We start from the raw sequence: 22,001 nt of genomic DNA, 5'->3' as shown, positions 1-22,001 counted from the left end.
AACAATTGAGGCGCGCGAGCAATAGCTTGTCGCGCCTTTTGCATGTATTCAAGGTTTAAAAATTCAATGATAAATCGATGCGATTTATCGGTTTATCCAGCAGCTTACGCTGTAAACAGAAAAGAGTAGTGTGATAGATATGTCAAAACGCGATTATTACGAAGTCCTCGGCGTAAGCAAAGATGCGAGTGAGCGAGACATAAAAAAAGCGTATAAACGCTTAGCGATGAAATATCATCCAGATCGTACCGCAGGCGATAAAGATCTCGAAATAAAATTTAAAGAAGTTAAAGAAGCGTACGAAATACTAACCGACGATCAAAAACGTCAAATGTATGACCAACATGGTCATGCAGCCTTTGAACAAGGTGGTGGCGGTGGTCACGGTGGTTTTGGTGGCGGACATGGCGACTTTGGTGATGTATTTGGCGATGTATTTGGCGATATTTTTGGTGGCGGCGGTGGTCGACGTCAATCTCGTCAACAACGTGGATCTGATTTACGTTACAACATGGACTTAAGCTTAGAAGAAGCTGTTCGTGGTAAAGAAGTTGAAATTAAAGTACCTACATGGGTTGGTTGTGAGCCATGTGATGGCAGTGGTGCTAAAGCGGGTTCTAAACCTAAAACATGTACTACATGTAATGGTGCTGGCCAGGTGCAAATGCGCCAAGGTTTCTTTGCTGTTCAGCAAACGTGTCCAACGTGTCAGGGACAAGGTCAAATTATTTCAGACCCTTGTAACAGTTGTCATGGACAAGGCCGCGTAGAAAAAACTAAAACGCTTTCAGTTAAAATTCCAGCTGGCGTTGATACAGGCGACCGTATTCGCTTAACGGGTGAAGGCGAAGCCGGAATGCATGGCGCGCCGTCGGGCGACTTGTACGTGCAAGTATCGGTTCGTGAACATGAAATATTTGTACGTGAAGCGAATAATTTATATTGTGAAGTACCAATTAGCTTTACTACAGCAGGCCTAGGTGGCGAAATTCAGGTGCCAACACTTGATGGTCGTGCAAAACTTAAAATACCGTCTGAAACTCAAACGGGCAAAATGTTCCGTATGCGTGGCAAAGGTGTTAAGTCTGTACGCAGTGGTGCACAAGGCGATCTAATTTGTAAAGTGGTAATCGAAACGCCAGTTAATCTTAACGAGCGTCAACGTGAACTACTTCAAGAGTTAGATGAAAGCATGGGCACAGATAGCTCTAAAAACCGTCCTAAAGAGCAAGGCTTTTTTGACGGTGTTAAAAAGTTTTTTGATGATTTAACTAAATAAATTTAAATTATTATGAACCAAAAAACGACGCTTTTAGCGTCGTTTTTTTTGCTTTAAACTTAATTTTTGTTACTGTGAATAAAAAAGATGAAACAGCATGACACCAGCAATAGATCTACTTAAAAAGCAAAAAAAAACCTTTGAAGTACTCAGTTATGAGCACGATAAGAATAATAGCCACTACGGGCTTGAAGCCGTTGAAAAGTTAAATTTAGACAGTGCACAAGTATTTAAAACCATAGTACTTGAAACACATGAAGGGCAACTGATTGTTGCTGTAACGCCTGTATCTCAACAAGTTAATTTAAAACAGTTAGCTAAATTATGTGGGGCTAAAAAAGTAATTATGGCTGCCCCACAAAAAGTACAAGTTAGTACCGGTTATATTTTAGGAGGGGTGAGTCCGCTTGGACAAAAAAAACGTCTAGCTACGTTTATTCATAGCAGTGCTTCTCTCTTTGACACTATTTATGTGAGCGCCGGAAAAAGAGGCTTAGAAATAGCACTCTCGCCAACTGATTTAGCCTTATTGACCAATGCAAAATTTGGCGATTTATAAATTTTATTTTTATAATTATCTTCTATACCAAAAATTAATTTAAGTTAGGCTATTTGCTCAATCCCCTATTTATAACTACATTGGGAGTATCTTTATACCGTTAATATTTAATACCAAACGGTATTACACTTTTTGTATACGGCTGTTTGTATGAACCTTTTAGATGTAGATTATTTTGCGATACTAGTGGCTGCACTGTCTTCTTTTATGCTTGGCGGTATATGGTATTCAAAAGCTCTCTTTAAAAATGCATGGCTAGAAAGTATTGGCTTAACTGATCTGGATTTACAATCGGCTAACCCTAAGTTGATATTTGGTGGCAGTTTTTTTTTAGTTTTTATAGCGGCTTTAATGCTATCTCTTTTTTTAGGTAAGGATGCAAGCGTAGGTGAAAGTATAGGAGCCGGCTTCGTGATCGGCTTTTTTTGGATTAGTAGCTCATTAGGATTAAGTTATATATTTGAGCAACGCCCTCTAAAGCTTTTTTTAATTAACGGGGGGTACCATATTTTACAATTTTCGTTAATGGGGCTCATTTTAGGGATATGGCCGTAAGATTTAAATAATCAGCAAATCCAAATTTGATCCTTATCTACGAGTAGAGTAGTTTTATATAATCCCATTATACAATTTGGTAAAGAAACTAATGAAAATATTAGTTGTTGATGATATGCCACTCATGCGACACGTATTAATTAATATGCTTAGAAAACTAGAGTATAGCAATATCGTTGAAGCAACTGATGGATTGCAAGCTTTGGTATTTCTGCGCAACCAGCATTTCGATTTGGTTATTACTGACCTTCATATGCCAAAAATGGATGGCGTTAGTTTACTTACTAACATTCGAAAAGATAAAGAACTCGCTGATATTCCCGTTTTAATGGTTACTTGTGAAGACAGTACAGATAAAGTTAAGCAAGTTATTGCAGCTAAAGTATCAGGGTTTATAGTCAAACCTTTTAATATGAATGTATTGTCATCTCAGTTAAACCGCTTCTTTTTTAAAGATTAGGATGTGTTTATTTTATAAAGGTTATATGTAATGGGGCTTTATAGATTAAGTCTGCCGTATCTAAATTCTAAGTCAGAGGTGGTAACCTTTACCCATCTAAACTGATATAATTGCTAATTACTCTTTATATAATACCGCAGGACGTAATGGCAAAACCCAACAAAAAAGGCCCTACTAAAACGGTTGATATTTTTTGCTCTGCTTGTAAAGCCTCTTTATTTAAATATCGAAAAGGGGGAAAAGGAGCATTAATTAAGTGCTTTAAAGAGCGTATTAGCCAAGACTTTACAACAGAGGCTTGTATTTGCCCTAACTGTAGCCGGCCATTTGCCCGAGAAGCGATTATTCGCGGTGCGCCGGCCTATAAAATAATTGGCGGCAAAGTAACCTTTAAATAAGGTATATGAAGTAATACTAAACCGCAATAATACTTAATTAAGCGAATAAGTATAAAGCCTTGTGCATGCGGACATATGGCCTTGTTAGAATTTACCATATTGATAGAATCGCCTGGTTTGCTGTTTCAATGAATGAAAAAATACCCTCCCCATGGATCGGGCCAGTTTATTGGGTTATTTAAAAATGGATAAAGGATAGTTTCGTGATAGCACTCTTATTTGACATCATAGGCATGACAGGTACTTTTTTAGTAGTTGGTTCATTTTTTTTACTGCAGCTAGGTAAAACATCTCCAGCTAGCTTAACGTATAATATGATGAATTTAACAGGGGCAATTTTACTGTTAATTAGCCTTTGTTATAACTTTAATTTAGCGAGCTTTGTAATCGAGATATTTTGGATTGCAGCGTCGTTAATTGGCTTATATAAATATGTTAAAAATAGATCAACATTAGCTACAAATTAATTGTTTTTTAATTTAATGCTAAACAGATCGCTGTAAACATAGTTGTTTACGGCGATTTTTGTTTTTAAACACTTTAAAACTGTTGTTAACAAAAAGTTTATATCTCTGCTAGAGATTAGCCGTTACACTAGCGCCCTAAAATTTTCTTGGCTATTTTTTGCGAGTTCTTCATGTTTTCTTTTTCTAAAAAAATCATTACTGTTTGTGTGTTACTCGTACTTATATTAGTTGTTACGTTTTGGCTTGGTCGTTCTCATGATGTTGAGCAAGCAACCTACCAGGCTGAGCGCCAAGTTACGCAATTAAATAACTATATTGATACTGAGCTTGCTCGTTTTTCTGCTATTCCCCAGTTACTTACCTATAACTCGTTAATGATAGACTTTGTAGATGCGCAGCCACAGCACTATAACGCTATTAATAACTACCTTGCTGATATTCAACAAGCTAGCGGTGCCTCAGATATTTTTGTTCTAAATACTCAAGGCGAAGTTATTGCCAGTAGTAATTGGCAAGCAGATTATACTTTTTTAGGTAGCAACTTTGCGTTTAGACCTTATTTCAAACGTGCATTTGCAGGCGAAAAAGTAGCGTACTTTGCATTAGGCATGCGCTCTAAAGAGCGTGGTATTTACTTTTCACAAGCAGTATATCGCGACAATAAAGCCATTGGTGTTGTTGTGTTAAAAGTGAATGTAAGTAAATTTGAGGATGACAGAGAGCTTCTAAATACTTCAAAGGGTAGTCACTTTTTTTTGCAGCTTGCAGATGAGGTAATTGCAATGTCAGATATGCAAACGTGGCGATTAAACAGCTTCACTGAACTTGATATAACTATGCGCAGAGATATTAAATCTCGTCGGGCTTATTTAGATCATCAGCCTTTGTATATTAAGCAGTTTCAATTTTCTAATGAAGGTATTAAACATTTAAAAATAGATAAAAAACTTTACGTAATGTCGCAAAGACCTTTACGATATTTTAATGCCACAATGAACGTACTCGTTGATATAACAAAAGTTAATTCAGCTCAACTGCCACGCTTATTTTGGGTATTTATTATCTGTAGCTTAGTTATTATTATTAGTTATATTTTATTAACTCGGTTTGCGGGTTATAAAAAGCTGGTGTACTCCAGACATAGCCTTGAACTTGAAGTCCTTGAGCGCACTCAGGCTTTGGAAAAAGTACAAACGGCTTTAGTGCAGTCTGCAAAGCTTGCGACAATAGGACAGCTAAGTGCAGGAATCAACCACGAAATAAACCAGCCGCTCAGTGCTATTAATACTTATTTAGCTTCGGCAAAGCGTTTATTAGCTAAAGGAAATACTTCAGCACTTGGTGAAAGCTTAGTAGTGATTGAGGGATTAGTTAATCGAGTGCACCAAATTGTAGGTCAGTTAAAGCATTTTAGTAAACCTTCAAAAATGCAGCTCAGACCTTACCCTCTTGCAGGGCTTGTTAATAACGCATTAATGATTTCTAGCGCGCAGTTAAAGCAAGATAACGTACAAGTAGAGCCACCTCAGTTTGATGAAACAGTCGTTGTGTGGGTCGATTCGCTTAAATTTGAACAAGTACTCGTTAATTTAATTACTAATGCTAGCCAAGCTATGAATGGCGCAATTATTCGTAACTTAAGTTTTCAGCTGGAGTGTTTTGAAGAGCGAGTAAAACTGTCGATTTTAGATACTGGCTCTGGTATTGAGCAACATGCATTTGGTAATTTATTTGAACCTTTTTATAGTACTAAATCAAGTAAAGGTTTAGGCCTTGGTTTATCTATATCAAAACAAATAATAGATTCGTTTAATGGTTGTTTGAGCGCGCACAATCGAGTTGAAGGCGGGGCTGAATTTATAATTAGCCTCTCTAACAGGCAGGAAAATAAAGATGATTGACAGCTCTCCATGTAATCACATAATAGTCATTGATGATGAAGCAATGATCAGAGACTCTTTAAAGCAATTGCTCACTCTCGAAGGATACACCGTTGAGTGCTTTAATGACGCAAGTACCGCTCTTAGCAAACTCAATAGGCGCTTTGCTGGAGTTGTGCTGAGCGATATAAATATGCCGAACATGGATGGCTTAACGCTTTTAGAGCAAATAACGGCTTTTGATAGTGAGCTCCCTGTAATATTTTTAACTGGTTACGCTGATGTATCGATAGCAGTTAAAGCGATGCAATTAGGTGCGTATGATTTATTTGAAAAACCAGTTAACGAACATCTTCTTGATTGCATAGCACGAGCGTGCGACAAACGAAGCCTTGTTATGGAGAACCGCGCATTAAAAGTGGCTGTACAGAAAACCTCAGCCCCAGGTGTACGCATACTAGGTGACACACCTAAAATGCAACACATGATGCACTTATTAAACACAATTATAGATACCCCAACCGATGTAATGATTGAAGGTGAAACTGGCACAGGTAAAGAACTTGTAGCGCGGTATCTACACGATCAGAGTAATCGCTCTAGCTGTAATTTTGTTGCTATTAATTGTGGCGCAGTACCAGAGCAGTTAATAGAAAGCGAATTGTTTGGTGCAGCAAGTGGTGCCTATACAGGGGCTACTCAAAGTCGAAAAGGTAAGTTTGAATATGCACAAGGTGGTACGGTCTTTTTAGATGAAATAGAAAGCACTCCAATGGCACTGCAAGTTAAGTTATTACGCGTATTAGAAGAGCGAAAAGTAACACCTGTAGGCGATAACAAAGCAATTGATTTAGACATCAGAATTGTTGCAGCTACAAAAGTAGACTTACTTGCGTTAGTTGAAAAGGGTGATTTTAGAGCTGATTTATACTACAGACTTAGTTTGGTTAACGTTAATATTCCGCCATTACGAGAGCGAAAAGCTGACATATTACTTTTGTTTAAACACTTTAGCTCTATTGCTGCAACTCGCTATCATAAGCCGCCGGCGGCAGTAAATTACGAAATACAACAGCGGTTAGTTGCCTATGACTGGCCTGGCAATGTGAGAGAGCTAAGAAATCAAGCAGAGCGAGCTGTATTACTTGGTGCTGAGCTTGCTTTTGCTGAAGTTAAAACACAACAATTAGGTGGCTTATCTCCCGATTTAAGCTTATCTGAAAAAGTCTCTTTTTATGAGCAGTCACTTATTGAGTACGCGCTTGAGCAAAACCACGGCAGTATTAAAAACACCATGGAAACACTGCAAATTGCTCGTAAAACACTTTACGATAAAATGAGTAAATACAATCTTAATAGAGATATGTTTACTGACTAAATGTGTGGGTTTGGTGACAAGACCCACTTTCTTATGTGTGGTAATTCACACGCTTTTATTTAAATTAAACGACTTATTTTAGTAAGCTATTGAAATAGATTACTTTTATACACTTGGCAGTAAAGTTGCCTTATTAGCGCTACTACAAGTAGATTCTAATAATTAGGGCACACGATGACAAAAACTACACACACCTGTATTTTATTTCTATCCTATGGTTGCTTAGCTACATTTTCACACACATCTTTTGCTGCAGAGTACGCTGTATACGGTAAAGCCGAAGTACAAATTGCCAGTACTGATACGGGCATAATGCGTTATGCCGAAGAGGGTACTCAAATTGAAGCGCCATACTCGCGTATTGGTATTAAGGGCGATCATAAACTTAACGAATATTTAAGTGCTGTTTTTAAATATGAGGTACAAGTTAAAGGTTTTGAAGAAGATGATACGCAAGAGCCTTTTACTGCACGTAATACTTACTTAGGTTTAAAAGGTGCGTTTGGTGAAGTTGTTGTAGGTCGTAACGACACTCGTTTTAAATATTCTGAAGGTAAACTCGATAACTTTAACGAAACGCAGGCAGATATAGCGCAAGTTATTGCAGGCCAAGACCGCCTCGGTGATACTATCACTTACACATCAAACTATTGGCAAAATATGCAGTTTTCGTTTACTTATGCGCCAAAAGATGACAATAAAGACGATAAAGCAGGCTTTGCTGCTACGCTTATTTATGGCGACCGTAATTTAAATAATACTCCATATTACTTATCGTTAAGCCATGTTGATTCACTTAATAATATTACTGCAAGCAGAATTGCCGGTGTTTATAAGTTCGAACAATTACAACTTGGTGCGTTATACCAACATTCAGAATCAGTAGATGGCACAAAGTCGGGCAATGGTTACGTATTAAGTGCCAGTTATACACTTGATAAGTGGGTGCCAAAAATTCAATTTGCTAAAGATGACTCAACTCTTCGTCAAGCATCTGAGGCAACGCAATGGAGCACAGGCCTTGATTATGTATTTGATAAGCAAACTACAGCTTATCTTTTATATACCGATCTTAATTTAGAAGAACAAGACGACAGCAGTGTTGCGCTTGGTCTTAAATACAAGTTTTAGAGGCTAGCCATGACAGATAATATATTGACGCAAGAACCAGATAAGAACAGACATTTTCAATGGCTTTTTTTAGTACTGGGCCCTTTAGTAATGCTATTAACATGTTTACTTGATCCGCCAACAGGAATGTCGGTTGCGGCATTTAAAACCTCAGGTTTAGCGTTTTGGATGGCATCGTGGTGGGTAAGTGAAGTTGTACCAATTCCGGCAACTGCATTGCTACCACTGGTAATATCACCACTGGCTGACATAGCAGCAATAAAAAGTGTGGCTGCGCCATATGCACACCCGTTAATCTTTTTATTTTTAGGCGGATTTTTAATCTCAATTGCTATGGAGCGTTGGGGTTTACATAAACGTATTGCATTAAGCACCATGTTATATGCGGGTAAAAAACCAAGTTTACAAATTTTAGCTATGATGCTTGTAACTGCTTTTTTGTCGATGTGGATGTCTAATACTGCGACAGCCGTAATGATGTTGCCTATTGCACTTTCAATTACCAATTTGGTTAAGCAATCAGACCCAAGTAATGAAGGGTTTGGCAAAGCATTGCTACTATCAATTGCTTATGGTGCAAGCATTGGTGGTATTGCTACTTTAATTGGTACACCGCCTAATGCATTAATGGCTGCATACCTATCTGACAGTTACCAAATTGAAATAGGCTTTGCTCAGTGGATGATTGTAGGCGTACCACTGTCTTTAAGTATGCTTATTATTAGTTGGGTTTGGCTTACCAAATTTGCGTATAAAGTAGATGCTAATGTTAAAAACGATCAAAAAATTGATACAAAAGCGGTGTTTTCAACGCAGTTAAAAAAGCTTGGAATAATGCAACGCGCAGAAAAAGGCGTATTGTTTGTATTTGTGCTTGCTGCACTTTGCTGGATATTTAGACCTTTATTGGGTGATATAACAGGTCTTAAAATTTCAGATACTACAATTGCAATTGCTGCTGCATTACTGCTGTTTGTAATGCCTGCTAATAAAGACAGTGATGAGCGTATTCTTGATTGGCAAAACGCCTCACAAGTGCCTTGGGGCGTATTGCTATTGTTTGGGGGCGGACTTACGCTTGCATCTCAAATTAAATCGTCAGGTCTTGCCGAGTTTATTGCTCACATGATTGAAGGCGCAAGTGCGATTCCTCTTGTTATGAGCGTACTTGTTGTGGTTGCTTTAATTACATTTTTAACTGAAATTACAAGCAATACAGCAACCGCTGCAGGTTTCTTACCGTTATTAGGTCCTGTTGCTGAATCGATAACAGGTTCACCCCTTGTATGGGTTATTCCTGCTGCTATTGCGTGTAGTTGCGCATTTATGATGCCTGTAGCAACACCACCTAATGCGATTGTGTTTGGCTCAGGGCAAATTCAAATGCGCGACATGATAAGAGCCGGCTTTGTGCTAAATATTGTCGCCATTGTATTAATTACGCTAGTGACAATGACTATCGCAGCGCAAGTATTTGGCTTTTAAAACTGTACTAAATTAGTTCCAACTTGGGCGTGTTGATCTTTGTGGATTGAAATTTGTTCAATCTAGGGGCGATTAAATCGCGGCGCGAGGTTTGTAATCTACTGGGCTAAGTAAAAACCGAGCAACAAAGAGTTAATCGTCCCTAGAAAGAACCCAAAGGGCAGTGCATGTTTGGTATTTATGCTGCGTTATCGCCTATTTATGGGGAATGACCACACTACATAGGCTCTGCCTTGCCTAAAAACCAAACATACTGCTGCAAATTCACCCACCAAAAATCAACACGCCCTAACCTATACCAGAGTAGTTTTGTTTATACTTACAGTTTTAAACAAAACTACTCTTTATACTTATTTATATTGCTCAAGAAGCTCTTTTTTAGATAATTAGTGTTATTGCTCGAAAAACAGAACAAGGTTATAGTCTGCGGTAACTTTAAAAATTGAGTAATCTATTTTGAGCACCGACACATCACAGGCAATGCCTTTAATTCCCCAATTTGATGAATTGCAAAAAAGCTTTCTCGAAACACCTTACTTTCCAATTGATAAACGTCTCGTTTTATTAAAAAAGCTCCGTGTACGTATTGTTGAACTTGAGCAAGAGCTAGTGGATGCTGCTTCAAAAGACTTTGGTTACAGAACCGCTTTCGATACTCTACTTGGCGATATATTGCCTACGGTTCAAACACTCGCGCACATTATCAAAAAGCTACCAAAATGGGCAAAGCCAAGTAATCGCTCTGTAGGTTTAAGTTTGTGGCCTTCAAAAGTAAGTGTTAATTACCAACCTAAAGGTGTGGTTGGTATTATTGCACCGTGGAATTACCCCATTCAGTTAGCGTTAGTACCTGTGCTTACCGCCATAGCTGCTGGTAATAGAGTTATGCTCAAATTAAGCGAGTTTACACCTCACACAAACGTCGTTATCGAAAAAATATTTAAAGACGACATGCAAACGCATTGCAAAATAATACAAGGCGGTAGCGACGTAGCCGCGCAGTTTTCATCACTGCCATTTGCTCATTTATTATTTACGGGGTCATCGGCCGTTGGTAAATTAGTAATGGCTTCAGCGAGTCGTAATTTAACACCAGTAACGCTCGAACTCGGTGGTAAATCGCCAGTTATTATTACGCAAAATGCCGATATTAAAAAAGCGGCGCAAGCTTTACTGTTTGGAAAAATGGCCAACGCAGGGCAAATATGCGTTGCTCCCGACTACGTATTTGTACCCAAAGAGCTTGAGCATCAGTTGGTTCAGCAATTATGCGAGCTTTATAAAAAGCACTTTAAAGACGGTGTTGAAGGTAAAAACTTAACCTCTATTATTAGCGATGCACACTATAAACGTTTAGCAACCTACTTAGAGCAAGCCCAAGAGCTTGGCGCAAACATTATTAAGCCACTTGAGCAAAACCAGCAAGATGAGCAAAAACATCGTATGGGGCTGCACTTAGTGACTCAAGTTACTGACGAAATGCAGCTTATGCAAGATGAGTTATTTGGCCCAATACTACCAATAATGAGTTATGACACGCTCGACAGCGCAATTGACTATATTAAAGCCCATCACCACCCGTTAGCGCTTTATATTTTAGGGCAAGATAAGCACGCTCAAGAATACATTATGAAGCAAACAATCAGTGGCACTGTAGCGATAAACGATACGTTAGTGCAAGTAACTGCTGACGATGCCCCTTTTGGTGGTGTAGGGCATTCAGGAATGGGGCATTATCATGGCATAGAAGGGTTTTTAACGTTTAGCCATGCTAAAAACACGTTAGTATCGGGCTCGTTTAATCCTCGTATTGTTATGCTGCTAAAACAAAGCAAACTTCTTATTAAGCTACTAAAGTGGCTTTACATAAAATAAGAGTATGTTGATTTTGTAAAGTTGAATAGATTTTGAACTTGCTAAATCAAGATATTAAAAAGGCTGAATTACGTTATGTAATTCAGCCTTTTTTAGATTAGTTTCAAACTAAGGTCTTAAACTCTTAAACTCTTAAACTTTAAAATAAGACTTTAAAATAAGCGACCTTCGCCAGCATAAGTACCCACTTGTATTTTTGCATAAATGGCATCGGCTTTTTCTTTAGCTTCTTCAATTTCTTTAGGCAGCATTTTACGCTCATCAAGTTTGCGGCTATGACTCGCTTGCATATTGCCGTTGTACTCAGCGATAGTATTCCAAATGTATGACTTTTCTAAATCTTTTGGCATACCTAGCCCTTCAAAATACATGAGGGCTAAATTGAATTGTGCTAAAGAGTAATTGTTTGCAGCTGCTTTTTCGTACCAGTTGCGTGCCGCTTCATAATCTCGCGTAACGCCCACGCCATTGGAATACATTACACCTAAATTAAACTGAGCCGCAGGCAGGTTTTTATTGGCTGCTTTTTCAAATAAGGTAACAGCCATTTGGTGATCAAGCTTTACGCCTTTACCTTCGTCGTATAAAACAGCTAACGCAAACATTGAATCCGGATGGTTCTTTTTAACGCCTTGTTGATAAAGCGCAGCTGCCTTGCGGTAATCGCGTGTTACACCGTATCCACCTTCGTATAATTTAGCTAGTTCGTAAATTCCTGGTGCAAAACCTTTATCGGCAAGGTATTGAAATTCTTTTAGGGCGACTGCAAATTCACCTTCGTTAGCTGCTCTTATGCCATCTTCTAATGTTGCATGAGCGAAAGGGCTGGCAAGTAAAACGCCAGCAAGAACGAGTGCTTTCAAATTAAACTGTGACATATTAATGTCTCCAATTAGTAATAGTTACGATAGGTTTTAGGGCCAGTATATCTTGCCGCGATTAAATAGCGCCTAAATAGAACAAGTTTTAATCCCGAAAGGTAAACAGACTTTAGTTAAATGCTAAATTATTAAATTTTTGCACTATTTGCGCATTTTAAACGTTTAATACTCAATGCATTTAAGTAGAGACTAAATCGGTTATTATAAATAGATGCAAAAAAGGGTGTCTACTGTTATGTTTTACGCCAGCTTTAGCGCAAACGCAAGGCGATATCTTATCAGATCGTGCGTATAAAATGTAAATAATAGCGCGGTGGGCTTTTAAGGTAAGTAAACGAGTTTAAGAAGTGTAAGATACAGATTTTATAGAAAATTTAAAGAAATAAAAAAAGCCCGTTAGGGCTTTTTTGAGTCATATTAACCGTCACTAATATGAGCAATGTAGCAAGTAAATTTGATATTTGATGTTATTACTTGGGTCGAGTAAGTAATAACACGAAGCGGCACGCTCTTCTTTTAATGTGCCAGCATCCTTGCTGAATATTCTTCCGTAGGCACTGAGGTCGTTACACTGTGTTTGTGCGAACGATTATCAGTTAGATCTAAATGCAAGTCAATACTTAAATGATAATTATTATCAAATGAGTTTTGAGCTTTGCCACAATCTAAATAATAGAGAAGGTTATGCTTAATAATTTCAAAGCAAAAAAACTAAAACAGATATGCCTTGCTGTAAGTATGTTGTTTTTATGTAGTTGTTCGGCATCTTTTACTTACAATAATTTGAGTTGGCTTTCATCGTTTTGGGTTGACGATTATGTTGATTTAAATAAAAAGCAAAATACACAGCTAAAAAACATAATTACAACAACACAAAATTGGCACCGAACTACCCAGTTACCCGCCTACAGACAAGACATACAAAATATAAAAGTATTGTTTAACCAAACATTGGAGGCTAAACAATTAAAAACACAGGTTGTGCTTGCAAAACAACATTGGCAGAACCTACTTGGATACGCAAAGCTGCCTTTAGCTGAACTTGGGGCAACCTTATCAAGTGAGCAAAGAGAAGAACTTTTAAACAATATTCAAATAAAAATTAACGACGAACGCGAAGAGTTTAACGAACAAACCCCGCTTGAGCGAAAAAGTGAGCGTTTAGAAGAGCAATTTGAATACTACGAGCAGTGGATAGGCAAGCTTAATAAACAACAAAAAGCGCTGATTAAATCTACTAATGAGCAACATCAAGATGCAGGAGCGCTGTGGTTAGAGTACAAGCAAAACCGTTTGAATGCAGCCAAACAGGTATTTACAAATGCTGAAATTACAAAAAAAGAATTTATAAATCAGTTAAGTACGGTTATTGAAGAGCGCGAACTTTATATGAGCGACGCACTATTGAAAAGCAATGAAGCAAACTTAAATTTATATATAAATTTACTCTACGAATTAAACCTAACTCTAAATGATAAACAACGCCAAAGCGTTAATGATCAATTTGATGAGTTAATTGAGACCTTAAACGATATAATAGAAAACTAAATTGTGCGTGAATTATTAAGTTTTAAATTAGCTGTTTAGGCTGGTTTGTTTTTAAACGCAAAAAATGCTTTTTAAAGGGCAATATATGGTTACAGATTTGAAAAGTATCTTAAACACTTGGTATCTCAATAGGGACAACCAAGAATGGGTTTTAGCTACTTTGTACAAAATTGAAGGCTCTAGCTACAGAAAACTAGGGGCTATGATGCTTATTTCGAGCCTAGGCGAGCGCTTGGGCATGCTTTCAGGAGGCTGTTTAGAAGCTGACATACAGCGCCACGCTAAACAAGTAATGAGTACTTTAACCAGTAAAACCATTAGTTATGATGCCACCGATGAAGACGATTTAACATTTCAACTTGGCATTGGTTGTGGGGGTATAGTACATATTTTACTGCAGCCTATTCATAAGGCTAATGACTATTTACAGTTAGAGCTTGTATCTAAAGCACTTAATGAGAATAAACCAGGGCGATATCTTCAACAAGTAAGCCCCATTTTGCCAGCCGGTAGTGGTGTATTTACGCAAAATGATGAGTTACATGGTTTATCAATGAACCGCAAAGCGCAGTTGGTAGAATTACAAGGCGCTACGTGCTTGCAAACCTCTATTTATCCACCGCCCCATCTATTAATAGTAGGTGGTGGCGCTGATGCAGTTCCGGTTTATACATTTGCCAAACAACTTGGTTGGAGTGTAACTGTATGGGATACACGTGCTGCCAATGCAAAAAGGCAATATTTTAAAAATGCTGATGCTATTTTGCGCTTCACACCGAGTGAGTTAAAAGAATATTGCATAACTAATAAAGTAGATGCTGCTATTTTAATGGCTCACAGCGTTGAACTTGACGCCAGTACGTTGGCTCAATTTAAAGATGTTCCTTTTAAATACATAGGGTTATTGGGTCCTAAGCACAGACGTGAACAAGTTTTAGAGCACGCAAATACGCGAGTATCACAAATTAAGGCTCCTGTTTTTGGGCCTGTCGGTTTAAATTTAGGCGGCGACTCGCCAGAGAGTATTGCACTATCGCTGATCAGTGAAATACATGCAGTGCTGTGTGAAAAAAATGCCCAATCGCTAAGCCATTGGGGGCAAGAGGCGTGCTAATTGCAAAAGTTGTTTTAGCCGCAGGTCAATCATCTCGCTTTAACGGCTGTAAATTAACGGCTGATATCGGGTTTGGCAAAACAATGATTGAGCATGCAGTAAATACACTTCAAGCACTTGATGACACGCCGGTGTATGTAGTTACCGGGGCATGGCATAAAGAAGTATCACAAGCACTGGCAGGTTATAAAAACATAGAGCTCATTGAGAACAAGCAATGGAGCCAAGGTTTAGGTAATTCAATCGCGATAGCTTCTCAAACAGTGTTTAAAAATAAGTCCTTTGATGGGATTTTATTTATGCTTGCGGATCAGGTTGAGCTAAAAGTAGCGCACTTAAGTGAGCTAGTTACTGGTTTTACACGTAATCCATCGCGCTGGTGCGCAAACTATGGCGAGCGTTTAGGTGTACCCGCTATATTCCCAGCGGTTGATTTATCTCAGCTTGCAAGCTTAACTTCAGATAGAGGTGCACAGCAATTACTGCGCTCCAGCAGTGAGGTCGTCAATACAATTAGTTTACGTAGTGCGAGTTTAGACATAGATACTCAAAAGCAGCTAAGTAATTTTATAGCTAAAAATGAGTGAAAAAGTATTAGTAGGGCAAAATAAGTTTTAGCTGCGCTAACGCTTTAGTGCAGTGGTTATGGTATTTAGCTGTTAATGTAGCTGATGCGGTAACTATATGTGTTATGGATTAGTAGTTACAACAATCTTAACTGTTATAACTCGTGTTTAAATTAAATAATTTAAACACGAGTTATAAAGCTTAATCAAGGGGCAAGCTATGGTGACGTTTACAATTAATGGCAAGGTGGTTGAATCACACGCAAGTGAAGATACACCATTGTTATGGGTTATTCGTGATGAAATTGGATTAAAAGGTACGAAGTTTGGTTGCGGTATTGCAATGTGTGGTGCGTGTACGGTGCATTTAGATGGGCAAGCAACTCGCTCATGTGTTTTACCAATTGGCGCAATTGCAGGAAAAAACATTACTACGATTGAAGGGCTTAATAACGAACACCCACTTCAAAAAGCATGGGTTGAAGAGCAAGTACCACAGTGCGGTTACTGCCAATCGGGGCAAATAATGCAAGCTGCTACATTACTGGCAGCTAATCCAAGTCCTTCAGATGAAGAAATAGTAAGCCATATGAATGGTAACTACTGTCGCTGTATGGCTTATAAACGTATTAAAACTGCTATTCAACGCGCTGCAGATGAGTCACAAAGTGTAGTAAATATATTTGATCCAAATGCACAAGACGCTTAACTGGAGCCGATAATGAAAAAATTATTTCAAAAAAATAGCGAAACCGTTAATTTAAATCGTCGCTCGTTTATGATTGGCACTGCTAGCGCAGGCTTAGTCATGGCGTTTGCCCCTGCGTTATTTTCGGGTTCGCTCAGTGCAAAAGAATCAATTGCGCAACAAGCTTTTTCACCCACTATTTGGTGGACTATGAGCACCGACGGCGCCGTAGAAGTGAGTATTGCTAAAGCTGAAATGGGTCAACATATTGGTACTGCTCTTGCGCGCATTGTGGCTGATGAGCTTGAATGTGATTGGGATAAAGTATCAATTACCTACGTAGATACCCATGAAAAATGGGGCTTTATGGTAACGGGTGGTTCGTGGTCTGTATTTCAAAGCTTCAAGCCATTATCTCAAGCCGGCGCTGCGGGTCGAATTGCATTAATAGAAGCCGGAGCTAAAATGCTCGGCGTGCCTGCAGACAAATGTCGTGCTGAAAAGGGCTATATTATTGCAGGCGAAAAATCGGTTAGTTATGCTGACATAGTTAAAAAAGGCGAGTTTAATCGTACATTTACCAGTGATGAAGTTGCAAACCTTCCACTAAAACCTGCTAATAAACGTCATTTAACTGGGCTTAAACAAGACTTTAAAGCGCTTGATATACCAGCCAAAACAAATGGTACCGCAGTATATGGGATAGATGTAGAAGTTGAAGGCATGCTGTACGCGCGACCAGTAATACCGCCAACCCGTTATGGCAGCACAGTAACAAACGTTGACGATAGTGCAGCAAAAGCTATTAAAGGTTACAAAGGCTATGAAATTTTAAATGACCCTAGTAACACAGTGCAAGGCTGGGTTGTTGTATTAGCTGATAGTTACCCAAGTGCCATTAAAGCAGTAGATGCTTTAAAGGTGAGTTACAAAAAGGGTGAGTCAGCAAATATATCTGAAGCTGATATTCAAAAAGAAGGTAAGCGATTATGCGAGCAACGAGACTCGGGTACTTTATTTGTTGATCAAGGCGATATAAAGAAAACTCAAGCAGACGCCAGTGAGTCGTTAGAATCAATGTATACCACAGCGACAGCAAGTCATTATCAGCTAGAGCCATTAAATGCGGTTGCAGAATTTAAAGACGGAAATTGGATTATTCATACAGGTAACCAGTGGCAGTCACTTACGTTACCAGCGCTTGCTAAAGCACTCGATATAGAACAAAACAAAGTAATTATTCGTCCTTATTATTTAGGTGGTGGTTTTGGTCGTCGATTATTTGGTGACTGGACTGTACCTGCAGCTCTAACTGCAAAAGCAGTAGGTAAACCAGTAAAGCTGGTATTTACACGAGCAGACGATAGTTTATTCGATCAGTCTCGTTCTGCATCTGCTGCAAAAATGACAGCGTCGTTTGATAAAAATGGTACTTTTACTGGTTTAGAGCATGCATTTGCTGCAGGTTGGCCTACTAAAGCAATGGCACCAGGGTTTTTATCACCGGGTGTTGATGGTAAAGGTAAATTTGATGCATTTTCGGCATCGGGCGCTGATCATTGGTATAGCATGAGCAGTCATCGTGCACGCGCTATTAATAACGAAGTTGCACAAAGCACCTTTACTCCAGGTTGGTTACGTTCAGTAGGGCCAGGTTGGATTGCTTGGAGTCTTGAGTCGTTTATTGATGAAATTGCCCATAAGCAAGGCAAAGATCCTGTTCAATTTAGAATTGAAATGTTAGACGGTAAAGGCAAGCAAGCGGGTAAAGCACCTGAGAGCGTTGGCGGAGCACTGCGCTTACGTAATGTGCTTAAAACGGTGTCTGACAAAGTAGCTTCTGTTAAATTAGCTAAAGATGAGGGCATTGGTTTTTCTGTAAGCTCAGGGCAAGAACGTACTATGCCAGCATGGCTTGCAACCGCAGCGCATGTTCACGTTAACCGTGATAGTGGTAAAATAACGCTCAAAAAGCTCTATGTTGTTGTAGATGCAGGCTTAATAGTTCACCCTGATGGCGCACTGGCGCAAATTGAAGGGTCGTTACTATGGGGCAGCAGCCTTGCATTGCATGAATCAAATACGTATAAAGATGGGCAAGTATCAGCGACTAACTTTAATACTTATTTACCACTAAGAATGCAAGATGTGCCAGATATTGACATTGAATTTTTACAAAGTGATGAGTTTCCAGTTGGTTTAGGCGAACCTGGCGTTATAGGGGTTGCTCCTGCTATTGGTAATGCTGTGTTTAATGCAGTAGGCGTGCGTTTACGTGACCTACCAATGAAGCCAAGCGAACTTAAAAAAGGCTTAGAAGCGTAAAACAAAAATAACTAAAGGGGTATGCTTTATGCTGCCCCTTTAAGTTATTAAATATATTTATGTAATTATTATTTATGTATCAATAAGTAGCGTTGTTTATACCAATTTGCTTAATTAAATGATTAAGTATTATTGCAAATTGGTATTAGGTTGTTATTACTTGTTGATATTAGTTAAGGTTTATTTATGCTAATCGACCCAACAGGGCGAGAGTTTAGTTACTTACGTTTGTCTATTACTGATGTATGTAATTTTAAGTGTGTTTATTGTTTACCAGATGGTTATCAGGGCGGTCATGACCGTGGCTTTCTCACAATTGATGAAATTAGCAACACGCTTAAAGCGTTTGCACACCATGGTATCGAAAAAGTAAGGATCACTGGCGGAGAGCCAACCCTTAGAAAAGATTTTATAGATGTTGTTCGAGCGGCAAAAGATGTCGCGGGCATAAAAAAAATTGCAATGACTACCAATGGCTTTTCCCTTCATAAGAATATTCATGACTGGGTAGATGCAGGCTTAAACGCCATTAATGTAAGCATTGATAGCTTAGATTCACGCATGTTTAACACCATTACTGGGCATGACAAATTTACCTCAGTAATGAAAGGTATTGATACTGCGCTTGAAACGGGTATTGATTCGGTAAAAATAAATAGCGTGTTGATGAAGCAATACAACGCAAAAGAGTTTGATACATTTTTAAATTGGGTTAAACACCGTCCCGTTACCATCCGCTTTATAGAGTTGATGCAAACAAACGACAACAAAGCCTTTTTTGATGCTAACCATGTTTCTGGGCAAGTTTTAAAAACTCAGTTATTACAAACGGGTTGGCAGCAAGTTGCGCGTAGTGCATCAGCAGGTCCTGCTCAAGAGTTTGCTCATCCTGATTATCAAGGCAGAATTGGTTTGATCATGCCTTACAGCAACGACTTTTGTAGTACCTGTAACCGATTAAGGGTTACAGCAAAAGGGAATCTGCACTTGTGTTTGTTTTCTGAAGAGGGTATTTCGCTAAGAGAATATATGAACGACAGTTCAAACAGTGAATTAATGGCATTGTTATCTCGTTATATTAAAACCAAAAAGCCAACTCACCTTTTACACCAAGGTAATACAGGTATTACTACTAATTTATCCATGTTAGGTGGCTAGTTGTTAAAGCCACTTAGTGATATTAAAGCATCAAACGTGTTTCTAAAACACACTACATTATCCCTAAAATGTAAATAACTGGTTGTATCTACATGGTTTTATATCAACAAGGCTTGTTAAATTGTATTTTCACGTTAAACTTACTTTTTATTTTTATTAAGTGATTAGAATGGATATCGCGGCTCTTAATAGCACTAAATCATTAAGAAAGGACGTTCTGAGAGGGATGTGTCTTTGTTTTGGTTTTTTATCGGTAGGATTTGCGGGATTTAATTTAACTGTAAATAACTTTCCATTGCTTGGCTACATCGAAATCTGTTTTTCTATTTATTGTATATTTACTTATATTTCACTTATACGCCGTCCACTACAGTTTTGGCAATCCTTAATAATGTGTGTACTTATAACGTTAATTGTTATTTTAGGTACATCCTTAGCATCGCCTCGTAATGGTGTGTTTGTATGGTCATTTGCATTACCTATTTTGTACTACCTGTTATTAGGTAAACAATATGGTGTAATTTTCTCTGCAAATTTATTAGTTATCCAAGTGTTTATTTTAGGGAGTAAGTCTACACTTGCCCCCTTTGAAACTTTTAACTTATCCCTTAATCTACTCTGTGCTTATTTTAGTATTTGGGCGATTTCTCATGTTTTTGAAGGAAGTCGTTCACACTTTTCAAGGCGACTTAAAAATTTAGCGTTACTTGACCCATTAACGGGTGCAGGCAATCGCCTTTCAATGAACCACTACTTTGAAGTAGAACTACAAGATAAGTCACAGTTATATTTGTTTTTACTCGATTTAGACTTTTTTAAGCAGATAAATGATGAGCATGGCCATGGTGTCGGTGACCAAGTACTTATCGAAGTGGCCACTTTACTAAGAGTTGTGCTTGGTAGAGGGTATGTATTTAGAGTAGGCGGAGAAGAGTTTGCTTTATTTAGCTCTTTTGAAAATGATGAGGCTGCACTTAGTACCGCTGAACAAATAAGAGCACGTTTTGAAAATACCACATTTGACATTGACGGCCTTGCAATCAATGTTACAACCAGTATTGGTGTGGCAAAATTTAAAAGTACTAATTCATTGGAAAGCTTTGTAAACCAAGCAGATAAACAGTTATACAAAGCAAAACAATTTGGTCGCAATAAAGTGTATTGTAAGTTTAAAAAAGAACATGACTACGAAACGGTAGTTGCTTAAGTAGGGTCACTTAGTACATTTGCTCAAAATTGGGGATCCCATTTTCCCAAATCGGTTTGTCTTTTCCTAAATGCTCGCGCACAGCATCAAAAAACAACCGGGTCCTTACTGGTAAATCTCGATGCGGATATACGGCATACATCGCACTAAACTCCATGAGTTTCACATCTGTTAATAAAGGCACTAGCTTACCTTGTATTATTTCATCACCAATAATAAATGCAGGGGCGACAAAGTAAGTTGTGCCCGATAATGTTTTCATTAACAATGACTCGGCATCGTTTGCACGAAACACACTTTTTATTTTTTGCTCGCAGCGTTCACCTTTACTATCGTAGTAATCTATAGCTTCTACTCGAATAGAATTACTGGCATAGCTTGCTGCTGGTAATTGCGCTAACTCTTCCATTGTTTTTGGCATACCATAAGTTTCAATAAACTGTGGCGCAGCTAAAATTAATAACCGGTTACGCGCTATTTTACGTGCAATAAGTGACGAATCTTTAGGCTCACCTACACGAAAAGCCAAATCAAATCCTTCAGAGACTATATCTACTAATCTATCGTCTAAACGCAGTTCAACTTCTACTTGAGGAAAGCGTTTTTGAAAATCATTAAGTACAGGTTGTAAATAACGACGACCAATAAGTGTTGATGAAGTGATTTTTAACACGCCGCGCGGTTCTAAATGGTAGTTTTCGGCCATGCGTACGGTTTCGCCAAGCAGCTCTCTAAGCTCTGCGGCTTTTTTGATCATTTCGGCGCCTGCCGCTGTGAGCGAAAATGAACGTGTGGTTCGGTTGAGTAACCTAACGCCTAACTCATCCTCTAAACGACTAATTTGCTTGGATATAACAGAGCGATCTATGTTGCGTATTTCTGCAGCTTTTGCAAAAGAGCCTTGCTCAACCACTTCAAGTAACATTAAAAGTCGACTTGTTATATCCATTATTACACCTTAATTAACCTATTGATGCCATTTTGGCATTAATGAATTTAAAAATCTATGGTTTTTACACACGGGTTTAATCCGTATTATGCGAGGCT

The 22,001-nt window shown here is 38.5% G+C and carries 20 protein-coding genes; 18 read left to right on the top strand and 2 right to left on the bottom strand.

What is annotated here, in order from left to right; all coding sequences use genetic code 11:
- Nucleotides 1-139: 139 nt before the first annotated feature.
- The 11 genes from dnaJ to CXF64_RS11075 all read left to right on the top strand — a co-directional run bounded on the left by dnaJ (nt 140) and on the right by CXF64_RS11075 (nt 11,467).
- A complete protein-coding gene (dnaJ, locus tag CXF64_RS11125; protein ID WP_101217033.1) occupies nt 140-1,279 on the top strand; it encodes a molecular chaperone DnaJ in 1,140 nt (379 codons plus the stop codon).
- Between the two features lie 97 nt (nt 1,280-1,376).
- Complete coding sequence (gene ybaK, locus CXF64_RS11120; protein WP_007585460.1) at nt 1,377-1,838, top strand: Cys-tRNA(Pro) deacylase; 462 nt, start codon at nt 1,377-1,379, stop codon at nt 1,836-1,838.
- Between the two features lie 150 nt (nt 1,839-1,988).
- Nucleotides 1,989-2,393 (top strand): DUF1761 domain-containing protein, encoded by a 405-nt coding sequence (locus CXF64_RS11115; protein ID WP_101217032.1) that lies wholly within the window; start codon nt 1,989-1,991, stop codon nt 2,391-2,393.
- Between the two features lie 91 nt (nt 2,394-2,484).
- A complete protein-coding gene (locus CXF64_RS11110; RefSeq protein ID WP_010553939.1) occupies nt 2,485-2,853 on the top strand; it encodes a response regulator in 369 nt (122 codons plus the stop codon).
- Nucleotides 2,854-2,999: 146 nt separating this feature from the next.
- Entirely contained in the window at nt 3,000-3,251 is a 252-nt protein-coding gene (locus CXF64_RS11105; protein ID WP_010553938.1) for a hypothetical protein, read from the top strand.
- Nucleotides 3,252-3,454: 203 nt separating this feature from the next.
- Nucleotides 3,455-3,718: a CBU_0592 family membrane protein gene (locus CXF64_RS11100; protein ID WP_010553937.1), complete on the top strand. Its 264-nt coding sequence runs from the start codon at nt 3,455-3,457 to the stop codon at nt 3,716-3,718.
- A 170-nt stretch (nt 3,719-3,888) separates the two neighbouring features.
- Nucleotides 3,889-5,619, top strand: coding sequence for a sensor histidine kinase (locus CXF64_RS11095; RefSeq protein WP_010553936.1), 1,731 nt, complete (start codon nt 3,889-3,891; stop codon nt 5,617-5,619).
- On the top strand, nt 5,612-6,976 hold the full coding sequence (locus CXF64_RS11090) for a sigma-54-dependent transcriptional regulator (RefSeq protein WP_010553935.1): 1,365 nt from the start codon (nt 5,612-5,614) through the stop codon (nt 6,974-6,976). The genes CXF64_RS11095 and CXF64_RS11090 overlap by 8 nt, the downstream gene beginning before the upstream one ends.
- Nucleotides 6,977-7,150: 174 nt before the next feature.
- Nucleotides 7,151-8,107, top strand: a complete 957-nt coding sequence (locus tag CXF64_RS11085; protein ID WP_101217031.1) for a porin — start codon at nt 7,151-7,153, stop codon at nt 8,105-8,107.
- A 9-nt stretch (nt 8,108-8,116) separates the two neighbouring features.
- Nucleotides 8,117-9,592, top strand: coding sequence for an SLC13 family permease (locus CXF64_RS11080; RefSeq protein WP_101217030.1), 1,476 nt, complete (start codon nt 8,117-8,119; stop codon nt 9,590-9,592).
- A 456-nt stretch (nt 9,593-10,048) separates the two neighbouring features.
- Nucleotides 10,049-11,467: a coniferyl aldehyde dehydrogenase gene (locus tag CXF64_RS11075; protein ID WP_101217029.1), complete on the top strand. Its 1,419-nt coding sequence runs from the start codon at nt 10,049-10,051 to the stop codon at nt 11,465-11,467.
- A 152-nt stretch (nt 11,468-11,619) separates the two neighbouring features.
- Here CXF64_RS11075 and CXF64_RS11070 read toward each other — a convergent pair whose 3' ends face one another.
- A complete protein-coding gene (locus tag CXF64_RS11070; RefSeq protein WP_007582012.1) occupies nt 11,620-12,345 on the bottom strand; it encodes a tetratricopeptide repeat protein in 726 nt (241 codons plus the stop codon).
- 687 nt (nt 12,346-13,032) lie between these two features.
- Here CXF64_RS11070 and CXF64_RS11065 point away from each other — a divergent pair.
- The 7 genes from CXF64_RS11065 (at nt 13,033) to CXF64_RS11035 (ending at nt 20,954) form a co-directional block, all read left to right on the top strand.
- Complete coding sequence (locus CXF64_RS11065; RefSeq protein ID WP_101217028.1) at nt 13,033-13,896, top strand: DUF6279 family lipoprotein; 864 nt, start codon at nt 13,033-13,035, stop codon at nt 13,894-13,896.
- Nucleotides 13,897-13,981: 85 nt separating this feature from the next.
- On the top strand, nt 13,982-15,010 hold the full coding sequence (locus CXF64_RS11060) for an XdhC family protein (RefSeq protein WP_101217027.1): 1,029 nt from the start codon (nt 13,982-13,984) through the stop codon (nt 15,008-15,010).
- Nucleotides 15,004-15,597, top strand: a complete 594-nt coding sequence (locus CXF64_RS11055) for a nucleotidyltransferase family protein (RefSeq protein WP_007582015.1) — start codon at nt 15,004-15,006, stop codon at nt 15,595-15,597. Before CXF64_RS11060 ends, CXF64_RS11055 begins: the two co-directional genes overlap by 7 nt.
- 199 nt (nt 15,598-15,796) lie before the next feature.
- On the top strand, nt 15,797-16,285 hold the full coding sequence (locus tag CXF64_RS11050; RefSeq protein WP_007582016.1) for a (2Fe-2S)-binding protein: 489 nt from the start codon (nt 15,797-15,799) through the stop codon (nt 16,283-16,285).
- A 12-nt stretch (nt 16,286-16,297) separates the two neighbouring features.
- On the top strand, nt 16,298-18,589 hold the full coding sequence (locus CXF64_RS11045) for a xanthine dehydrogenase family protein molybdopterin-binding subunit (RefSeq protein ID WP_101217026.1): 2,292 nt from the start codon (nt 16,298-16,300) through the stop codon (nt 18,587-18,589).
- Nucleotides 18,590-18,775: 186 nt separating this feature from the next.
- Nucleotides 18,776-19,747 (top strand): GTP 3',8-cyclase MoaA, encoded by a 972-nt coding sequence (moaA, locus tag CXF64_RS11040; RefSeq protein WP_007582018.1) that lies wholly within the window; start codon nt 18,776-18,778, stop codon nt 19,745-19,747.
- A gap of 169 nt (nt 19,748-19,916) precedes the next feature.
- Nucleotides 19,917-20,954 carry a GGDEF domain-containing protein gene (locus CXF64_RS11035; protein WP_165783612.1) on the top strand — a complete coding sequence of 346 codons (1,038 nt, stop codon included), beginning with the start codon at nt 19,917-19,919 and terminating at the stop codon, nt 20,952-20,954.
- 10 nt (nt 20,955-20,964) lie between these two features.
- Here CXF64_RS11035 and CXF64_RS11030 read toward each other — a convergent pair whose 3' ends face one another.
- The gene (locus tag CXF64_RS11030; RefSeq protein ID WP_101217024.1) at nt 20,965-21,903 is read right to left on the bottom strand and encodes a LysR family transcriptional regulator; all 939 of its coding nucleotides are present in this window, start codon (nt 21,901-21,903) and stop codon (nt 20,965-20,967) included.
- Nucleotides 21,904-22,001: the final 98 nt, after the last annotated feature.

Origin of the sequence: Pseudoalteromonas sp. GutCa3 (assembly GCF_002836155.1) — a bacterium.
Classification (GTDB): Bacteria; Pseudomonadota; Gammaproteobacteria; order Enterobacterales; family Alteromonadaceae; genus Pseudoalteromonas; species Pseudoalteromonas arctica.
This window is presented reverse-complemented; position numbering and strand designations above follow the sequence as displayed.

What these genes read in the sequence shown, in the direction of transcription:
- dnaJ (WP_101217033.1), top strand. Translation starts at nt 140, where the DNA reads ATGTCAAAACGCGATTATTACGAAGTCCTCGGCGTAAGCAAAGATGCG.
- ybaK (WP_007585460.1), top strand. Translation starts at nt 1,377, where the DNA reads ATGACACCAGCAATAGATCTACTTAAAAAGCAAAAAAAAACCTTTGAA.
- CXF64_RS11115 (WP_101217032.1), top strand. Translation starts at nt 1,989, where the DNA reads ATGAACCTTTTAGATGTAGATTATTTTGCGATACTAGTGGCTGCACTG.
- CXF64_RS11110 (WP_010553939.1), top strand. Translation starts at nt 2,485, where the DNA reads ATGAAAATATTAGTTGTTGATGATATGCCACTCATGCGACACGTATTA.
- CXF64_RS11105 (WP_010553938.1), top strand. Translation starts at nt 3,000, where the DNA reads ATGGCAAAACCCAACAAAAAAGGCCCTACTAAAACGGTTGATATTTTT.
- CXF64_RS11095 (WP_010553936.1), top strand. Translation starts at nt 3,889, where the DNA reads ATGTTTTCTTTTTCTAAAAAAATCATTACTGTTTGTGTGTTACTCGTA.
- CXF64_RS11090 (WP_010553935.1), top strand. Translation starts at nt 5,612, where the DNA reads ATGATTGACAGCTCTCCATGTAATCACATAATAGTCATTGATGATGAA.
- CXF64_RS11085 (WP_101217031.1), top strand. Translation starts at nt 7,151, where the DNA reads ATGACAAAAACTACACACACCTGTATTTTATTTCTATCCTATGGTTGC.
- CXF64_RS11080 (WP_101217030.1), top strand. Translation starts at nt 8,117, where the DNA reads ATGACAGATAATATATTGACGCAAGAACCAGATAAGAACAGACATTTT.
- CXF64_RS11070 (WP_007582012.1), bottom strand. Translation starts at nt 12,345, where the DNA reads ATGTCACAGTTTAATTTGAAAGCACTCGTTCTTGCTGGCGTTTTACTT.
- CXF64_RS11065 (WP_101217028.1), top strand. Translation starts at nt 13,033, where the DNA reads ATGCTTAATAATTTCAAAGCAAAAAAACTAAAACAGATATGCCTTGCT.
- CXF64_RS11060 (WP_101217027.1), top strand. Translation starts at nt 13,982, where the DNA reads ATGGTTACAGATTTGAAAAGTATCTTAAACACTTGGTATCTCAATAGG.
- CXF64_RS11050 (WP_007582016.1), top strand. Translation starts at nt 15,797, where the DNA reads ATGGTGACGTTTACAATTAATGGCAAGGTGGTTGAATCACACGCAAGT.
- CXF64_RS11045 (WP_101217026.1), top strand. Translation starts at nt 16,298, where the DNA reads ATGAAAAAATTATTTCAAAAAAATAGCGAAACCGTTAATTTAAATCGT.
- moaA (WP_007582018.1), top strand. Translation starts at nt 18,776, where the DNA reads ATGCTAATCGACCCAACAGGGCGAGAGTTTAGTTACTTACGTTTGTCT.
- CXF64_RS11035 (WP_165783612.1), top strand. Translation starts at nt 19,917, where the DNA reads ATGGATATCGCGGCTCTTAATAGCACTAAATCATTAAGAAAGGACGTT.
- CXF64_RS11030 (WP_101217024.1), bottom strand. Translation starts at nt 21,903, where the DNA reads ATGGATATAACAAGTCGACTTTTAATGTTACTTGAAGTGGTTGAGCAA.